General features: G+C 62.3%; 18 protein-coding genes. All 18 read right to left on the reverse strand.

The window, feature by feature from the left end:
- Nucleotides 1–57: 57 nt before the first annotated feature.
- Nucleotides 58–831, reverse strand: coding sequence for a 1-(5-phosphoribosyl)-5-[(5-phosphoribosylamino)methylideneamino]imidazole-4-carboxamide isomerase (hisA, locus tag BZG29_RS00545; protein ID WP_070219639.1), 774 nt, complete (start codon nucleotides 829–831; stop codon nucleotides 58–60).
- Between the two features lie 49 nt (nucleotides 832–880).
- Entirely contained in the window at nucleotides 881–1,519 is a 639-nt protein-coding gene (hisH, locus tag BZG29_RS00550; RefSeq protein WP_077398222.1) for an imidazole glycerol phosphate synthase subunit HisH, read from the reverse strand.
- Nucleotides 1,520–1,557: 38 nt separating this feature from the next.
- Entirely contained in the window at nucleotides 1,558–2,148 is a 591-nt protein-coding gene (gene hisB / locus BZG29_RS00555; RefSeq protein ID WP_010402123.1) for an imidazoleglycerol-phosphate dehydratase HisB, read from the reverse strand.
- A 19-nt stretch (nucleotides 2,149–2,167) separates the two neighbouring features.
- Complete coding sequence (hisC, locus tag BZG29_RS00560; RefSeq protein ID WP_077398223.1) at nucleotides 2,168–3,262, reverse strand: histidinol-phosphate transaminase; 1,095 nt, start codon at nucleotides 3,260–3,262, stop codon at nucleotides 2,168–2,170.
- 33 nt (nucleotides 3,263–3,295) lie between these two features.
- Nucleotides 3,296–4,258: a site-specific DNA-methyltransferase gene (locus BZG29_RS00565; RefSeq protein WP_077398224.1), complete on the reverse strand. Its 963-nt coding sequence runs from the start codon at nucleotides 4,256–4,258 to the stop codon at nucleotides 3,296–3,298.
- Nucleotides 4,255–5,580, reverse strand: a complete 1,326-nt coding sequence (gene hisD / locus BZG29_RS00570) for a histidinol dehydrogenase (RefSeq protein WP_077398225.1) — start codon at nucleotides 5,578–5,580, stop codon at nucleotides 4,255–4,257. Before hisD ends, BZG29_RS00565 begins: the two co-directional genes overlap by 4 nt.
- Nucleotides 5,581–5,606: 26 nt before the next feature.
- Nucleotides 5,607–6,275, reverse strand: coding sequence for an ATP phosphoribosyltransferase (gene hisG, locus BZG29_RS00575; RefSeq protein WP_077398226.1), 669 nt, complete (start codon nucleotides 6,273–6,275; stop codon nucleotides 5,607–5,609).
- 12 nt (nucleotides 6,276–6,287) lie between these two features.
- Nucleotides 6,288–7,538, reverse strand: coding sequence for a UDP-N-acetylglucosamine 1-carboxyvinyltransferase (gene murA, locus BZG29_RS00580; protein ID WP_077398227.1), 1,251 nt, complete (start codon nucleotides 7,536–7,538; stop codon nucleotides 6,288–6,290).
- Between the two features lie 4 nt (nucleotides 7,539–7,542).
- Entirely contained in the window at nucleotides 7,543–7,779 is a 237-nt protein-coding gene (locus tag BZG29_RS00585; RefSeq protein ID WP_034753824.1) for a BolA/IbaG family iron-sulfur metabolism protein, read from the reverse strand.
- 58 nt (nucleotides 7,780–7,837) lie between these two features.
- On the reverse strand, nucleotides 7,838–8,599 hold the full coding sequence (locus BZG29_RS00590; protein ID WP_034753822.1) for an ABC transporter permease: 762 nt from the start codon (nucleotides 8,597–8,599) through the stop codon (nucleotides 7,838–7,840).
- On the reverse strand, nucleotides 8,596–9,513 hold the full coding sequence (locus tag BZG29_RS00595; RefSeq protein ID WP_077398228.1) for an ABC transporter ATP-binding protein: 918 nt from the start codon (nucleotides 9,511–9,513) through the stop codon (nucleotides 8,596–8,598). Before BZG29_RS00595 ends, BZG29_RS00590 begins: the two co-directional genes overlap by 4 nt.
- A 210-nt stretch (nucleotides 9,514–9,723) precedes the next feature.
- Nucleotides 9,724–10,071: an STAS domain-containing protein gene (locus BZG29_RS00600; RefSeq protein ID WP_077398229.1), complete on the reverse strand. Its 348-nt coding sequence runs from the start codon at nucleotides 10,069–10,071 to the stop codon at nucleotides 9,724–9,726.
- A gap of 52 nt (nucleotides 10,072–10,123) precedes the next feature.
- A complete protein-coding gene (locus BZG29_RS00605) occupies nucleotides 10,124–10,759 on the reverse strand; it encodes a phospholipid-binding protein MlaC (RefSeq protein WP_077398230.1) in 636 nt (211 codons plus the stop codon).
- Between the two features lie 72 nt (nucleotides 10,760–10,831).
- On the reverse strand, nucleotides 10,832–11,716 hold the full coding sequence (locus BZG29_RS00610; RefSeq protein WP_077398231.1) for a VacJ family lipoprotein: 885 nt from the start codon (nucleotides 11,714–11,716) through the stop codon (nucleotides 10,832–10,834).
- On the reverse strand, nucleotides 11,713–12,183 hold the full coding sequence (gene mlaD, locus BZG29_RS00615; protein ID WP_070346035.1) for an outer membrane lipid asymmetry maintenance protein MlaD: 471 nt from the start codon (nucleotides 12,181–12,183) through the stop codon (nucleotides 11,713–11,715). The genes BZG29_RS00610 and mlaD overlap by 4 nt, the downstream gene beginning before the upstream one ends.
- A gap of 80 nt (nucleotides 12,184–12,263) precedes the next feature.
- Nucleotides 12,264–13,046 carry a lipid asymmetry maintenance ABC transporter permease subunit MlaE gene (gene mlaE / locus BZG29_RS00620; RefSeq protein ID WP_034753807.1) on the reverse strand — a complete coding sequence of 261 codons (783 nt, stop codon included), beginning with the start codon at nucleotides 13,044–13,046 and terminating at the stop codon, nucleotides 12,264–12,266.
- The gene (locus tag BZG29_RS00625; protein ID WP_034753922.1) at nucleotides 13,043–13,852 is read right to left on the reverse strand and encodes an ABC transporter ATP-binding protein; all 810 of its coding nucleotides are present in this window, start codon (nucleotides 13,850–13,852) and stop codon (nucleotides 13,043–13,045) included. Before BZG29_RS00625 ends, mlaE begins: the two co-directional genes overlap by 4 nt.
- A 259-nt stretch (nucleotides 13,853–14,111) precedes the next feature.
- On the reverse strand, nucleotides 14,112–15,575 hold the full coding sequence (locus BZG29_RS00630) for a glutamate synthase subunit beta (RefSeq protein ID WP_077398232.1): 1,464 nt from the start codon (nucleotides 15,573–15,575) through the stop codon (nucleotides 14,112–14,114).
- Nucleotides 15,576–15,617: the final 42 nt, after the last annotated feature.

Genomic DNA, 15,617 nt, shown 5'->3' on the forward strand with positions numbered 1-15,617 from the left:
GGGTTCCAGATTGTCGCCAGGCCAGGGCGTGCACGCGCACACCCCGGCCGGGCTGGCTTAAACGGCGGCGTCGGTCAGTTCGTCGGCGCGTTCCTGCGCCTGCGCCAGGTCGATCGTGCCTTCATAGATGGAACGGCCGCAGATCACGCCTTCGATGCCTTCGGCCTGGACCGCGCACAGCGCTTCCACGTCGCCGATATTGTGCAGACCGCCCGAAGCGATGACGGGGATCTTGACGGCTTGCGCCAGCTTGACGGTGGCCTCGATATTGATGCCGCCCATCATGCCGTCGCGGCCGATGTCCGTGTAGATGATCGATTCGACGCCGTAGGCTTCGAATTTTTTCGCCAGGTCGATCACTTCGTGGCCCGACATCTTGCTCCAGCCATCAGTTGCCACTTTGCCATCTTTCGCATCGAGGCCGACGATGATGTGGCCCGGGAAGGCGCCGCAGGCGTCGTGCAGGAAGCCGGGGCTTTTCACGGCCGCCGTGCCGATGATGATGTAGGTGATGCCGGCGTCGAGGTAGCGCTCGATGGTGTCGAGGTCGCGGATGCCGCCGCCCAGCTGCACGGGGATTTCCTCGATATCATTTTCCACCGCGAAATCTTGCACGGCCTTCAGGATGGCCTTCACGGCGCCTTCGTTCTTCGGCTTGCCGGCAAAGGCGCCGTTCAGGTCGACCAGGTGCAGCCGGCGCGCGCCTTGCATCAGCCAATGGCGGGCCATCTCGGCCGGGTCTTCGGAAAATACGGTGGCAAGTTCCATATCGCCTTGTTTCAGGCGTACGCAGTGACCGTCTTTCAGGTCGATGGCGGGAATGAGCAGCATGGTCAGTGTGATTTAGAGTGAGTGAGAGGCGGAAGCCGGATAGCTAACGTTAAGGTTGCCAGTGAACGAAGTTCTTGTACAGCTGCAAGCCAGCGGCAGCGCTTTTTTCAGGGTGAAACTGTGTCGCGAAAATATTATCACGGGCGACGGCACAAGCGAACGGCGCGCCATAGACAGTCTCGCCCACCGTGTGCGCCGCTTCTTGAGGTTGAGCAAAATAGCTGTGCACAAAGTAAAAATAGGCGTTGTCGGCGATACCATCCCACATGACATGGGACGCCGTTTGCCGCACTTGGTTCCAGCCCATTTGCGGCACCTTGAAGCGCGAGCCGTCTTCCTGCACCTGGCCGTCGAGCTGGAAGCGCACGACTTTGCCTGGCAGCAAGCCCAGACCGGCCGCATCGCCCTCTTCGCTGCCGTCGAACAACATTTGCTCGCCGATGCACACGCCCAGCACGGGCTTGCTGTCGGCCGCGCGCAGCAGCGCTTCGAGCACACCCGATTCGCGCAGGCTGCGCATGCAGTCGGGCATGGCGCCCTGGCCCGGCAAGACGATGCGGTCGGCGCTGTCGATGTCTTGCGCCGATCCGGAAATGCGCACGTCGGCTTCCGGCGCCACGGCGCGCAGGGCCTGCGCCACCGAGCGCAGGTTGCCCATGCCGTAATCCACCACCACAATTTTATTCATGTTTGATCCCGGAATCTACAATATAGCGAGCGCGGCGTTTACAGGCTGCCCTTGGTCGATGGAATGATGCCGGCCGCGCGCTCGTCGAGCTCGGCAGCCATGCGCAGCGCGCGGCCAAAGGCCTTGAACACGGTTTCGCATTGATGGTGGGCATTCGTGCCGCGCAAGTTGTCGATATGCAATGTCACGCCCGCATGGTTGACGAAGCCGCGGAAAAATTCCAGGGTCAGGTCGACATCGAAGCCGGCGATCATGGCGCGCGTAAACGGGATGTGGTATTCGATGCCAGGGCGGCCCGAGAAATCGAGCACCACGCGCGACAGCGCCTCGTCCAGCGGCACGTACGCATGGCCGTAGCGGCGGATGCCCTTCTTGTCGCCGATAGCCTTGGCCACGGCCATGCCCAGGGTGATGCCCACGTCTTCCACCGTATGGTGGTTGTCGATATGCACGTCGCCCGTCGCTTCGATATCCAGGTCGATCAAGCCGTGGCGGGCGATCTGGTCCAGCATATGGTCGAGGAAGGGCACGCCGGTATTGAGCTTTTGCTGGCCCGTGCCATCGAGGTTGAGGGCGACGCGAACTTGCGTCTCATTGGTGTTGCGCGTGATTTCTGCGGTGCGGTTCATGGGAGGCTCTGGCGATAGGCTAAACGAGGGATGCCTTGAAGGCATCGTAAAAAAGGGAATTCTCTTCCGGGGTGCTGACGCTGATGCGCAGGCAATTGGCCAGCGCAGCATGCATTTTACTCATATTTTTAATTAAAACCCTGCGGGCAAGCAGTTTTGCGCAAACATCGTCGGAATCAGCCACACGAATCAGAAGAAAATTTGCCTTCGAGGGAAACACGGTCACGCCCGGCAGCTCCGCCAGGCGCAGCGCCAGCGTATCGCGCGCGCTGTTGAGCAGGTCCGCCTGGGCATTCAACACATCGAGGTGTTCGAGCGCGAATTCGGCCGCCGTCTGCGTCAGCACATTCACGTTATACGGCGGGCGCACTTTTTCAAACTGCGCCAGCAGGGCCGGCGCGGCCGACATGTAGCCGAGGCGGATGCCGGCCAGGCCCAGTTTCGACACGGTGCGCATCACCACCAGGTTCTCGAACTCGGGCAGGCGGCCCATGAAGCTGTGCTGCGCGAACGGCTCATAGGCTTCGTCGACGACGGCGATGCCCGTGTCGCCCAGGGCGGCCAGGATGCGTTCGATGTCGGCGCTGGCAAACAGGTTGCCCGTCGGGTTGTTCGGATAGGCGAGGAACACCAGCGCCGGGCGGTGCTGTTCAATCGCCGCCAGCATGGCGTCCATGTCCAGGCTGAAATCACTTTTCAAGGGCACGCCGACGAAATCCATGCCGGCGAACTGCGCCGAGCGCGCATACATGACGAAGGCGGGCACGGGCGCCAGCAGCACGGCGCGCTTGCCCGGCTCCTGATGGGCGCACGCCATGGCCAGGACGGAAATGAGCTCATCGGAGCCGTTGCCCAGCATGACGTCGAAGCCGGCAGGCACGCCCAGCTTGGCGCAGATGGCCGCCTGCAGGCTGGCGTACGACGGCGGATAGCGGTTCAGCGCCACGCCGGCCAGGCGCGCGCCCAGCTCTTCGCGCAGCTGCGCCGGCAGCGGATACGGGTTTTCCATCGCATCGAGTTTGATGTAACCGCTGGCATCGGCTACCTGGTAGCTTTTGACGGCCCGCACATCGGACCGCACGGTGTTGCTGATTAACTGATCGAGGAAAGACATGCTGCAAACACTCCTGATGAAATTAAATGGAGACTAAATGACGACGTCTTCCGGCACGCTAGCGCTGCGCGCCTTGCGGGCCGGCGCTTTTTTCGCGGCGGGCGGCTTTTTCACGGCAGCCGGTTGTTTACTGGCCGCCTTGGCGGCCTTGGGCACGGCGGCGGCGCGGCGCTTGGCCGGCGCCTTCTTTTCCGCCTTCGGCGCGGCCGGTTCGGCCAGCTCCTGCGCCAGCGCCGCCAATCGCTGTTCGATGATGGCGCAGTAATCGGGGTTCAACTCAAAGCCGACGAAATCGCGCCCGCAGCGCTTCGCCGCCAGCGCCGTGGTGCCGCTGCCCATGAACAGGTCGAGCACCACGCCGCCGGGCGGGCACGAAGCCTTGAGCATGCGCTCGATGATTTCGAGCGGCTTTTGCGTCGGGTGGTCGGCCCGTTCCGGGTGTTCCTTGTGCAAGCGCGACACGCTCCACAAGTCTTTCGGGTTGTAGCCCACTTCCAGCCATTTGGCGCCGATGAAGATCGAGCGCGAACGGGCTTTCTTGGTGGCCGCGTCGTAGGCGATGCGCACCGCGTCAAGGTCGAAGTAGTAATCCTTGCGCTTGACGAAGAAGCCGATGGTGTCGTGCACCGATGAAAAGCTGCGCACGCTGCCGCCCATGGACGGCACGCGGCGATCCCAGATGATTTCATTCATCATCGCCATGCGCTGTTTCAGCATGACGAAGATCTCCGGCGAATAGCGCCAGGTCAGAAAAATATACAGGCTGCCGTTGGCTTTCAGCTTGGGCAGCGCCGCATCGATCCATTCTTCCGTCCAGCGCAGGTAGTCGGCCACCGACTGCTGGTCCGAGGCATTGCCGTAGTCCTTGCCCAGGTTGTACGGCGGATCCGTCAGGATCAGGTCCACCGAGCCATCGGGAATGCGCGCCAGCCCCGCCAGCGCATCTTCGCAATAGACCCGGTTGACCCAGTCCGGCTGCTCCGCCAACTTCGTCATGGCTGCGGCTTCAGACGCAATTCGGCGCTGCGCGCGTGCGCCTGCAAGCCTTCGCCATACGCCAGGGTGGCGGCGACGCGGCCCAGGGTTTGCGCGCCCGCTTCACTGACGTGAATGATGGACGAACGCTTCTGGAAGTCGTACACGCCCAGCGGCGACGAGAAACGCGCCGTGCGCGACGTCGGCAGCACGTGATTGGGGCCGCAGCAATAGTCGCCCAGCGATTCGGACGAAAAGCGGCCCAGGAACATGGCGCCCGCGTGGCGGATCTGCTCGGCCCACTGCTGCGGGTTTTCCGCCGAGATTTCCAGGTGTTCCGCGGCGATGGCATTGGCGATCTCGCACGCCTCTGCCATGCTGCGCACCTTGATCAGCGCTCCGCGGTCGGCCAGCGAGGTGCTGATGGTGGCCTGGCGCGGCATCGTCGGCAGCAGCTTGGCGATGCTCTCCTCGACTTGCGCGATGTAGTCCGCGTCGGGGCACAGCAGGATCGCTTGCGCCAGTTCGTCGTGCTCGGCCTGCGAAAACAGGTCCATCGCGACCCAGTCGGGGTCCGTCGTGCCGTCGCACAGCACCAGGATTTCCGACGGTCCGGCGATCATGTCGATGCCGACGATGCCGAACACGCGGCGCTTGGCGGCGGCCACGTAGGCGTTGCCGGGACCGACGATTTTATCCACGGCGGCAATCGTCTGCGTGCCGTAGGCCAGCGCGCCGACGGCTTGCGCGCCGCCGATGGTGATCACGCGCGTCACGCCGGCAATCGCGGCGGCGGCCAGCACCATCTGGTTTTTCACGCCGTCGGGCGTCGGCACGACCATGATGATTTCGCCCACGCCCGCCACATGCGCGGGAATGGCGTTCATCAGCACGGACGACGGGTAGGCGGCCTTGCCGCCCGGGACGTAGATGCCGACCCGGTCCAGCGGCGTGATCTTCTGGCCCAGCACCGTGCCATCGGGTTCGGTGTAGGTAAAGCCGCGCAACTCCTCGCGCTGGCGTTCGTGGAAGGCGCGGATGCGCTGCGCGGCGATCTGCAGCGCCTCGCGCTGGGCCGACGGCAAGCCGTTCAAAGCTGCCTGCAATTCGGCTTGCGAAATATCAAACGCCGCCATTTCCGCCGCGCCGCCATGCGGGATGCGGTCGAAACGGTTGGTGTATTCCAGCACGGCGGCGTCGCCGCGCGTTTTCACATCGGCCAGGATTTTTGCGACCGACGTTTCAATCGCTGCATCGGTGCCCGCCTCGAACGCCAGCAGCGTATCGAGCGATTGTTGGAAACCATCCTGGCTTGAATCGAGCTTGCGTATCTGTATCGGCATAATCGGCTTTCTGCTACTGAAGGTATCTAGGCTTGCGAAGCGCGTTCAAACGCCTCGATGATCGGCTGCAAGCGCTCGCGCTTGAGCTTTAATGCCGCCTGGTTGACCACCAGGCGCGACGAAATTTCCATGATGTGCTCGACCTCGACGAGGTTGTTCGCGCGCAAAGTGCTGCCCGTGCTGACCAGGTCGACGATGGCGTCCGACAGGCCCACCAAAGGCGCCAGCTCCATCGAGCCATACAGCTTGATCAGGTCGACGTGCACGCCCTTGGCGGCGAAATGCTCGCGCGCCGTGTGCACGAACTTGGTGGCCACGCGCAGGCGCGCGCCCTGGTGCACGGCCTTTTCGTAGTCGAAGCCGGCCTGCACCGCCACCGACATGCGGCAAGAGGCGATATTCAGGTCGATCGGCTGGTACAGGCCTTCGCCGCCGTGTTCGAGCAAGACATCCTTGCCCGCCACGCCGAAATCGGCCGCGCCGTACTGCACGTAGGTCGGCACGTCGCTGGCGCGCACGATGATGACGCGCACGTTCGGATCGTTGGTGGCCAAAATCAGCTTGCGCGAGGTCTCCGGGTTTTCCAGCACCTTGATGCCGGCCGCTTCCAGCAGCGGCATGGTGTCCTCAAAAATGCGGCCTTTCGAGAGCGCCAGTATCAGCTGCGAATTGTCGCCCGTGTTCGATCCGTTCATGCTCGTTCCTTGTTATTTAATGCGTACGATGTTCGCGCCGACGGCCGACAATTTCACTTCCATGCGGTCGTAGCCGCGGTCGAGGTGATAGATGCGGTCGATCAGGGTTTCGCCATCGGCGGCCAGGGCCGCGATCACCAGCGACGCCGAAGCGCGCAGGTCGGTCGCCATCACGGGCGCGCCGCGCAGCTGCTTGACGCCGGCGATGATGGCCGTGTTGCCTTCGATGGTGATGTCGGCGCCCAGGCGGTTCATTTCCTGCACGTGCATGAAGCGGTTCTCGAAGATCGTCTCGGTGACGCGGCTGGCGCCATTCGCGATCGTATTGACGGCCATGAACTGCGCCTGCATGTCGGTCGGGAAGCCCGGGTATTCCGTGGTGCGGAAGCTGACGGGGTTCGGACGGGCCGACATCTCGGCGCGGATCCAGTCGGCGCCGAAGGTCATGGTCAGGCCCATGGCGCGCAGCTTGTCGAGCGCCGCGTCGAGGATATCGGTGCGCACGTTGCGCAGGGTGATATCGCCGCCGGTGGCCGCCACGGCGCACAGGAAGGTGCCCGTTTCGATACGGTCGGCGATCACCGCGTGCGAGGCGCCGTGCAGGGCGTCGACGCCCTGGATCACCAGGCGGCTGGTGCCGATGCCGTCGATCTTCGCGCCCATGGCCACCAAGAGGTGCGCCAGATCGGTGACTTCCGGTTCGCAGGCGGCGTTTTCCAGAATGGTCTCGCCTTCGGCCAGGGTCGCGGCCATCAGCAAATTCTCGGTGCCGGTGACGGTGATCATGTCGGTGACGATGCGCGCGCCTTTCAGCTTGGCGCACTTGGCGTAGATGTAGCCCGCTTCGATGCGGATCTCGGCGCCCAGCGCTTCGAGGCCCTTGATGTGCTGGTCGACGGGACGCGAACCGATGGCGCAGCCGCCCGGCAAGGACACCTTGGCTTCGCCGAAGCGCGCCAGCAGGGGGCCCAGCACGAGGATCGAGGCGCGCATGGTTTTCACCAGTTCATACGGCGCTTCCAGGGTGTCGATGGCGCTGCCGTTGAGAACCACGCGGTCGCCGTCCTGCTGCACTTTCAGGCCCGTCTGGCCCAGCAGCTTCAACATGGTGGCCACGTCGTGCAGGTGCGGCACGTTGGTCAGGTCCAGGTCGCCCGCGGTCAGCAGGCCCGCGCACAGGATGGGCAGGGCGGCGTTTTTCGCGCCGGAGATGGCGATGTCGCCGTTCAGGCGGTTGCCGCCGTTGATGAGGAGCTTGTCCATGTGCTTATCCTTGGAATTCTTCAGGTGTCAGGGTTTTCATCGACAGCGCGTGGATTTCCTCGCGCATGCGGTCGCCCAGCGCCGCGTAGACGATCTGGTGACGCTGGATCAAACGCTTGCCGGCAAACGCGGGCGAAACGATCACGGCCTGGAAGTGCTGGCCATCGCCCTCCACTTCGAGGTGCGTGCATTCGAGGCCGGCCGACAGATAGCCGTGGATCAGTTCTGGAGTGGTGGTCACGATAAGTCCTTGATATTGAATAATGTAGTGATGTGATGTGCCGCAATCAACGGCGCAATTAGTGTCGCAAACGATAACCGCTTTTCAGCAGGCGGATCGACGCCAGCGCCAGGATCACGAGGAAGCCGGCGACGATGGAAAGACTGAGCCACGGGCTGACGTCGGACACGCCGAAGAAGCCGTAGCGGAAGCCGTCGATCATGTAGAAGAAGGGGTTCAGGTGCGACACCGTCTGCCAGAAGGCGGGTAGCGAGTGGATCGAATAGAACACGCCCGACAGGAAGGTGGCCGGCATGATCAGGAAGTTCTGGAAGGCGGCCAGCTGGTCGAATTTCTCGGCCCAGATGCCGGCGATCAGGCCCATGGTGCCCAGCATGGCGGCACCCAGGAAGGCGAAGACGACGATCCACAGCGGCGCGACGAACGACAGGTCGGCGAACCAGCAAGTGATGGCAAACACGCCAAAGCCCACAGCCAGGCCGCGCGCGACGGAAGCGAGCACATACGCCGAGAAGATTTCCCAGTGCGACAGGGGCGTGAGCAGCACGAACACCAGGTTGCCCGTGATCTTGGACTGGATCAGCGAGGACGAGGAATTGGCGAACGCGTTTTGCAGCACGCTCATCATCACCAGGCCGGGAATCAGGAAGGCCGTGTAGCTGACGCCGGGGCTCGGTTCCACGCGGCCGTCGAGCACATGGCCGAACACCAGCAGGTACAGCATCGACGTGAGCACGGGCGCGGCCACGGTTTGCGTCGCCACTTTCCAGAAGCGCAGCGTCTCTTTGTAGACGAGGGTGCGAAATCCTGTCGAAATCATACGGTACCTTTATCCATGATCTGCAAGAAGATATCTTCCAGGTCGGCTTGTTGCAATTGCATTTCATCGATCTCGGCACCCGCTTCGCGCAGGCGGGCGAGGATTTTTTCGACTTCGCTGTATTCGTTGACGCGCAGGCTGAACTTGTTCGGCGCCTGCTGTTCTTCCGGGTGCAGCACCAGGTGCTGCAAGTCGGCCGGCAGGCTGCCATTCTTGAGGTGCAGCTGCAGCTGCGAGCCGGCGATGCGGCGGATCAGGGCCGACATGGTGTCGAGCGCCACCACCTTGCCGGTCTTCAGCATGGCCACGCGCTGGCACATGGCTTGCGCCTCTTCCAGGTAGTGCGTGGTCAGCACGACCGTGTGGCCGCCTTCGCGGTTCAGGCGCGAGATGAACTTCCACAGGGTCTGGCGCAGTTCCACGTCGACGCCGGCCGTCGGCTCATCGAGCACGATGACGGGCGGCTTGTGCACCAGCGCCTGGGCCACGAGCACGCGGCGCTTCATGCCGCCGGACAGGGCGCGCATATTCGTGTCGGCCTTGCCGGTCAGGTCGAGGTTTTCCATGACCTCGTCGATCCACTTGTCGTTGTTCGGCAAGCCGAAATAGCCGGACTGCAGGCGCAGGGTTTCGCGCACGGTGAAAAACGGGTCGAACACCAGCTCCTGCGGCACCACGCCCAGGTTGCGGCGCGCATTGCGGAAGTCCGTGACCACGTCGTGGCCATGGATCTTGACGGTGCCCGCGTCGGGGCGTATCAGGCCGGCGATGATGGAAATGAGGGTGGTCTTGCCGGCGCCATTCGGGCCGAGCAGGCCGAAAAATTCGCCTTCCTCGATGGCCAGCGACACGCCGCCCAGCGCCTTGAGCGATTTATAGCTCTTTTCTACATTCGTTATTTGAATTGCGGTCATGTGCTTGTTTCAAGTGTAATGCGTCTGGTGTGATGCGCCGGCTGCCGGTGCAATGCAGGCCGGCTGGCCGGTGCAGGGCGCCCCTTCCGCAGAGGGTGGCGCAACAGTCAATTATAGTTGGAAACTTCGTGGAACACTTGGAGATCAATCCGGCGGCGCTGCTGGCCTGCCGGCTTGAAAGCTACTGCTGATGCGGGGAGTGGGACAGGATCAATGATGATGCAGGTCGGACGGGCTGCGTTCGGCATGGCCGCCGGCGCTGGCGCAGTCGTCGGTCGTCAACGTGCTCGAAACGAGCGAGCAGACGCCATACAGCTTGGTGAGGTTTTTCAGGTTGTCCGGCAGGTTTTTCAGCTCCAGCACGCCGCCGGCATCCTGCGCGGCGCGTTGCCACGTCAGCATGACAGAGACGGCTGCCGAATCGACAGCCTTGACGTTGCGCAAGTCAAACTTCGTCTGACCCGAGCGGATGGCGTCCAGACCCTGCTCCAATGCCGAAGTGGCATTGTGCACGGTCAGGGAAGTCAGAGACTGCAAGGTGTCGAGAGAGTCGGGCATGGCGTCGGGCTGCGCTGGTCTGGAGCTGGGTCAGGAGCTATATGATAGCCGATTATTTGGCTTTGGCAGCGGGACGGCTGGCCAGGGCCTTGTTTTTTGCCTGCAAGGTCTTGATCAGGCCATCGATGCCGCCCTTGCTGATCTCGCTGGCAAAGCTGCTTTTGTAGGTTTCCACCAGCCACGCGCCCAGCACGTTGATGTCATAGATCTTCCAGCCGGTGGGGGTTTTCGCCACGCGGTAGTTCAGGGGCACGGGTTCGCCGCGCGCCACATTCACCTGCGAGCGCACTTCCACTTCCGTGTCGGCCGGGTCGGCGCGCAGCGGCTTGAATTCCACGGTTTCGTTCTTGATCTGCGACAGGGCGCCCGAATACGTGTAGATCAGCAGGGTGCGGAATTCGCTGGACAGCTGCTTTTGCTGGTCCGGCGTGGCGTCGCGCCAGAAGCGGCCGGCGGCCAGGGCCGTCATGCGCTGGAAATCCACGTACGGCAGGATCTTGCTTTCCACCAATTCGGTGACGCGCTTGATATCGCCAGCCTGGATGGCCTTGTCGTTCTTGGCCGTCTCGATCACGTCCTGGCTGATGCGTTTGACCAAGACGTCCGGCGCTTCCACGGCGGGAGCGGCCTGGGCGGCGGTGGCAAAGGCGATGGTGGCCATCGCCAGCAGTTGTTTCATCAATTTCATGGTTCTACCTTTCATGGTGTTGCTATGCACCGGCTGGCGTCGATCGCAGCCGTGGTGTTTCTTTACCGCAGTTTACTCCTGAGGCCTAGCCTGGGAAGCCACGGTATTGCTACCAGATGTTACGAGGTCCGCCGGCGCCACATCGGCCGCTGCCGTCGCAGGCGGCGTTTCCGCTGGGACAGGCTGCGGTTGCGCCTCATAGGCCGGCTCGTAATCGCTGGTGTCGTTTTTTGGCACTTTGCGGTCGCGGCGGTCCGTATCGCCATCGAACACCTTGCTTTCGCGCGCCTGCAGGAAGCCGTCGCGGATGAATTCATAACGGTCCAGCGCGGCCGCTTCCATCAGGTTGGTCGCGTCGAGCAGCGCGGCGCGCTTGTCGACCACGCGCGTCACCGTGCCGATATTGCGCACCGAGACAGGATCCTTGTAGCGCCATGGGTCGCCCGTGATATCGAGCGGCAGGGCCACCGTGTCGCGCACGGTCGATGGGCCCAGCAGCGGCAGCATCACGTACGGACCAGGCTGAACGCCGTACCAGCCCAGGGTCTGGCCAAAGTCTTCGTTATGCTTCGGAATGCCCGCCTGCGACGCGATGTCGATCAGGCCGAAGATGCCGAAGGTCGAGTTCATGCTGACGCGCACGACGTCTTGCAAGCCCGCTTCGCCCTTGCCTTGCAGCAAGTTGTTCACGGCGCTCCACACATCGGACAAGTTGCCGAAGAAGTTGCCCACGCCCGTTTGCACGAACGACGGCGTGACGGTCTTGTAAGCCGTGGCGACCGGTTTCAGGGCCACCTGGTCGACGGTGTCGTTGAACTTGAACATGGCGCGGTTGTAACCCTCGAGCGGGTCGCGCGGATTGGTGCCGGTGGCGCAAGCGCTCACGCTGGCGGCGATGGCCAGGGCCAGGCCGATACGCGCCAGGCTGCCTTGGGATTGTTTGGTCGACTCGCTCATTTGCTGTCCTTTCCTTCCGCTGCCTTGCTGTAGATGAACTGATTGATCAGGTCTTCCAGCACTGTGGCCGATTGAGTACGGGCGATCTTGTCGCCCTCCGCCAGGTTCGCCAGATCGCCGCCTGCTTCCAGGCCGATATATTGCTCACCCAGCAAACCGGCCGTCAAAATCTTGGCCGAGCTGTCTTTCGGAAATTTGTAGCCATCTTCGATGTCGAGTTTCACCAGCGCCTGGTACGTCTTGTCGTCAAAGCGGATCTCCGCCACGCGCCCCACCACCACGCCAGCACCCTTGACGGGCGCCTGCGGCTTGAGGCCGCCAATATTGTCGAACTTGGCACTAATGGTATACGTCTTGCTGAAAGACAGCGAGCTCATATTGCCGGCCTTGAGCGCCAGAAACATCAATGCCGCCACACCCAGCAAGACGAACAAGCCGACCCAGACATCCAAAGATTTACGTTGCATAAACAATCCTAAATAATTTTTACTTGCTGCCGCCTGCGCAACATCTTGCCCAGGCCCGCTGTTTTGTCGCTGATCGGCAATTACTTGCTAAACATCAACGCCGTCATCATGAAATCGAGCCACCACACCATCAACGATGAAATGACCACCGTGCGCGTGGTGGCGCCGGACACGTCTTCCGGCGTCGGCTGTGCCTGGTACCCCTGGAACAACGCGATGAAGGTCACCGCGATGCCGAACACCAGGCTCTTGATGGTGCCATTGCCCACTTCTTTCCAGACATCCACGCCGCCCTGCATCTGCGACCAGAACGAGCCTTCGTCGACGCCGATCAGCACCACGCCGACCAGGTAGCTGCCGATGATGCCGACGGCCGTGAAGATGGCGCCCAGGATCGGCATGGCGATCACGCCGGCCCAGAAACGGGGCGCCAGCACGCGCTGGATCGGGTTCACGGCCATCATTTCCATGGCCGACAATTGCTCGCCCGCCTTCATCAGGCCGATTTCCGCCGTCAGCGAGGTGCCGGCGCGGCCGGCAAACAGCAGCGCCGTGACGACGGGGCCCAGTTCGCGCGTCAGCGACAGCGCCACCAGCAAGCCCAGCGACTGCTCGGCGCCATACGTGGTCAGGGTGTAATAGCCTTGCAAACCCAGCACCATGCCGACAAACAAGCCGGAGACGGCGGTAATCACCAGCGAGCGGTTACCGATAAAAAACAGTTGCTCAATCACCAAGCGCGGACGGCGCCACAGGCCGCCCGACGAGGCGATGATGATGAAAAACGAACGCACGGCAAAGCCGAGGTCTTGTACCGACCGCCGCAACCACGCTCCGATCGCCGCCAGGAAACGCGCGATCATCGGCCGCCCCCCGCCTGCAAGCCCAGGTCGTCGGCCAGCGACTTGCCCGGGTAATGGAACGGTACGGGGCCATCGGCCTCGGCATTGACGAACTGCTTGACGTACGGATGCGTCGACACGGCCATTTCGGCCGGCGTGCCGTGCGCCACAATCTTGCCCGATGACAGAAAATAGACATAATCAGCGATGGCGAAACACTCCTTCACATCGTGCGATACCAGGATAGACGTGGAGCCCAGCGCATCGTTCAGATTGCGGATCAAATTCGCCGTCACGCCCATGGAAATCGGGTCCAGGCCGGCAAACGGCTCGTCGTACATGATCAGTTCGGGGTCGAGCGCGATGGCGCGCGCCAGCGCGACGCGGCGGCCCATGCCGCCCGATATCTCGGCCGGTTTCAATTGCGCCGCATTGCGCAAGCCCACGGCGTGCAGCTTCATCAGCACCAGGGTGCGGATCAGCTCTTCATTCAAATCCGTGTGTTCGCGCAGGGGGAAGGCCACGTTCTCGAACGCCGTCAGGTCCGTAAACAGCGCGCCGTGCTGGAACAGCATGCCCATCTTGCGGCGCAGCTGATACAGCTCGTCGGTTCCCAGCGTATGCACGATCTGGCCGTCGACATTCACGGAGCCGGAACTGGGACGCAGCTGCCCGCCGATCAAGCGCAATACGGTCGTCTTGCCACTGCCGGAGCCACCCATGACGGCCACAACTTTTCCACGTGGGAAATCCATTTGAAGGCCCGATAAAATCGAACGTTCTCCATAGGCAAAGTGTAAATCACGGATCTCAACAAGATTTGGCACGACGAAGCTCACTATTTTAATGGCGTATTGTAGTGCAGAAACGCCAACCTCTGCTGAGACACCCCTCGGGACAGCCCCGTAAAGGGGAAGAATACAACACTAATGAATCGAAAGTCAGATATTGTAGTGGAAATTTGGCCCGCACATCGCGTCCCTGTCCGGCGATGTTCACAGCTGTTGACTTGACAAGTAAAAATAACCAGGGCCACGTCGCATTCCGCGCCGTGGCCCTGGAAAAAAACGAACAATTGCTCGTTAATTAGCGCGGCAGCAGGGAAGCCCCCATCAGGAACTCATCGACGGCACGCGCGCACTGGCGCCCTTCGCGGATGGCCCACACCACCAGCGACTGGCCACGGCGCATGTCGCCGGCCGCAAAGACTTTCGGCACCGAGGTCTGGTAGCAGCCGGCGCCGTCCGTTGTCGCCTTGACATTACCGCGCGCATCCGTGTCGACGCCGAACGCTTCCAGCACCTGTTGCACAGGGGAAATAAAACCCATGGCCAGGAAGACCAGGTCCGCCTTCATCTCGAATTCCGAGTTCGGCACTTCGCTCATCTTGCCGTCTTTCCATTCGACACGGCAGGCGATCAGCTTTTCCACCTTGCCGCCCTTGCCTTCGAAACGCTTGGTGGCCACGGCCCAGTCGCGCTCGCAGCCTTCCTCGTGCGAGGACGAGGTGCGCAGCTTGGTCGGCCAGTACGGCCACACCAGCGGCTTGTTTTCCTGTTCCGGCGGCTGCGGCATCAGTTCGAACTGGGCCACCGAGGCGGCGCCATGGCGGTTCGACGTGCCGACGCAGTCGGAACCCGTGTCGCCGCCGCCGATCACCACCACATGCTTGCCCGTGGCCTTGATCTGGTCCTTGAGCTTGTCGCCCGCGTTGACCTTGTTTTGCAACGGCAGGAAATCCATGGCGAAATGCACGCCTTTCAGCTCACGGCCCGGCACGGGCAAATCGCGCGGCTGCTCGGCGCCGCCGGCCATGATGACGGCGTCGAATTCTTTTTCCAGGTCTTCCGGGAAAATGGTTTCCTTGGCCCAGTTGTTGACGTGGGCCGGGAAATCCTTGCCGACCAATACGCTGGTGCGGAACACCACGCCTTCGGCTTCCATCTGTTTTACGCGCAGGTCGATGTGCGACTTTTCCATCTTGAAGTCAGGGATGCCGTAGCGCAACAAACCACCGACCCGGTCGCTCTTTTCAAACACGGTGACGGCATGGCCGGCGCGCGCCAGCTGCTGCGCCGCCGCCAGGCCGGCGGGACCGGAACCGACGATGGCCACTTTCTTGCCGGTGCTGAAGCCTGCCGGCTGCGGCGTGACCCAGCCGTGCTCCCAGCCCATGTCGATGATTTTATGCTCGATGGACTTGATGCCGACCGGATCTTCATGGATGCCCAGGGTACAGGCCGATTCGCACGGCGCCGGGCAGATGCGGCCCGTAAATTCCGGGAAGTTATTCGTCGAATGCAGGATGTCGAGCGCTTCGCGGTAGGCGCCGCGGTACACCAGGTCATTCCAGTCGGGAATGATGTTATTCACGGGACAACCCGTGGTGCAGAAGGGAATGCCGCAATCCATGCAGCGCGCACCCTGCACCGTCGCTTGCGCGTCCGACAGGTGCAAGACGAATTCCTTGTAGTTCTTCAGACGCGCGGCAGGCTCCAGATAGTGTTCGTCCTGGCGCTTGAATTCCATGAAGCCGGTAATTTTACCCACGATGTTTCCTTTGTATTTGGCTGGCGGGGAGCGGCTAGGCCG

It is taken from the genome of Janthinobacterium sp. LM6, from assembly GCF_002002885.1.
GTDB lineage: Bacteria > Pseudomonadota > Gammaproteobacteria > Burkholderiales > Burkholderiaceae_D > Janthinobacterium > Janthinobacterium kumbetense.

Bases quoted from the DNA above. Each gene is read 5' to 3' on its own strand.
- hisA (WP_070219639.1), bottom strand. From the start codon at position 831: ATGCTGCTCATTCCCGCCATCGACCTGAAAGACGGTCACTGCGTACGC.
- hisH (WP_077398222.1), bottom strand. From the start codon at position 1,519: ATGAATAAAATTGTGGTGGTGGATTACGGCATGGGCAACCTGCGCTCG.
- hisB (WP_010402123.1), bottom strand. From the start codon at position 2,148: ATGAACCGCACCGCAGAAATCACGCGCAACACCAATGAGACGCAAGTT.
- hisC (WP_077398223.1), bottom strand. From the start codon at position 3,262: ATGTCTTTCCTCGATCAGTTAATCAGCAACACCGTGCGGTCCGATGTG.
- BZG29_RS00565 (WP_077398224.1), bottom strand. From the start codon at position 4,258: ATGACGAAGTTGGCGGAGCAGCCGGACTGGGTCAACCGGGTCTATTGC.
- hisD (WP_077398225.1), bottom strand. From the start codon at position 5,580: ATGCCGATACAGATACGCAAGCTCGATTCAAGCCAGGATGGTTTCCAA.
- hisG (WP_077398226.1), bottom strand. From the start codon at position 6,275: ATGAACGGATCGAACACGGGCGACAATTCGCAGCTGATACTGGCGCTC.
- murA (WP_077398227.1), bottom strand. From the start codon at position 7,538: ATGGACAAGCTCCTCATCAACGGCGGCAACCGCCTGAACGGCGACATC.
- BZG29_RS00590 (WP_034753822.1), bottom strand. From the start codon at position 8,599: ATGATTTCGACAGGATTTCGCACCCTCGTCTACAAAGAGACGCTGCGC.
- BZG29_RS00595 (WP_077398228.1), bottom strand. From the start codon at position 9,513: ATGACCGCAATTCAAATAACGAATGTAGAAAAGAGCTATAAATCGCTC.
- BZG29_RS00600 (WP_077398229.1), bottom strand. From the start codon at position 10,071: ATGCCCGACTCTCTCGACACCTTGCAGTCTCTGACTTCCCTGACCGTG.
- BZG29_RS00605 (WP_077398230.1), bottom strand. From the start codon at position 10,759: ATGAAATTGATGAAACAACTGCTGGCGATGGCCACCATCGCCTTTGCC.
- BZG29_RS00610 (WP_077398231.1), bottom strand. From the start codon at position 11,716: ATGAGCGAGTCGACCAAACAATCCCAAGGCAGCCTGGCGCGTATCGGC.
- mlaD (WP_070346035.1), bottom strand. From the start codon at position 12,183: ATGCAACGTAAATCTTTGGATGTCTGGGTCGGCTTGTTCGTCTTGCTG.
- mlaE (WP_034753807.1), bottom strand. From the start codon at position 13,046: ATGATCGCGCGTTTCCTGGCGGCGATCGGAGCGTGGTTGCGGCGGTCG.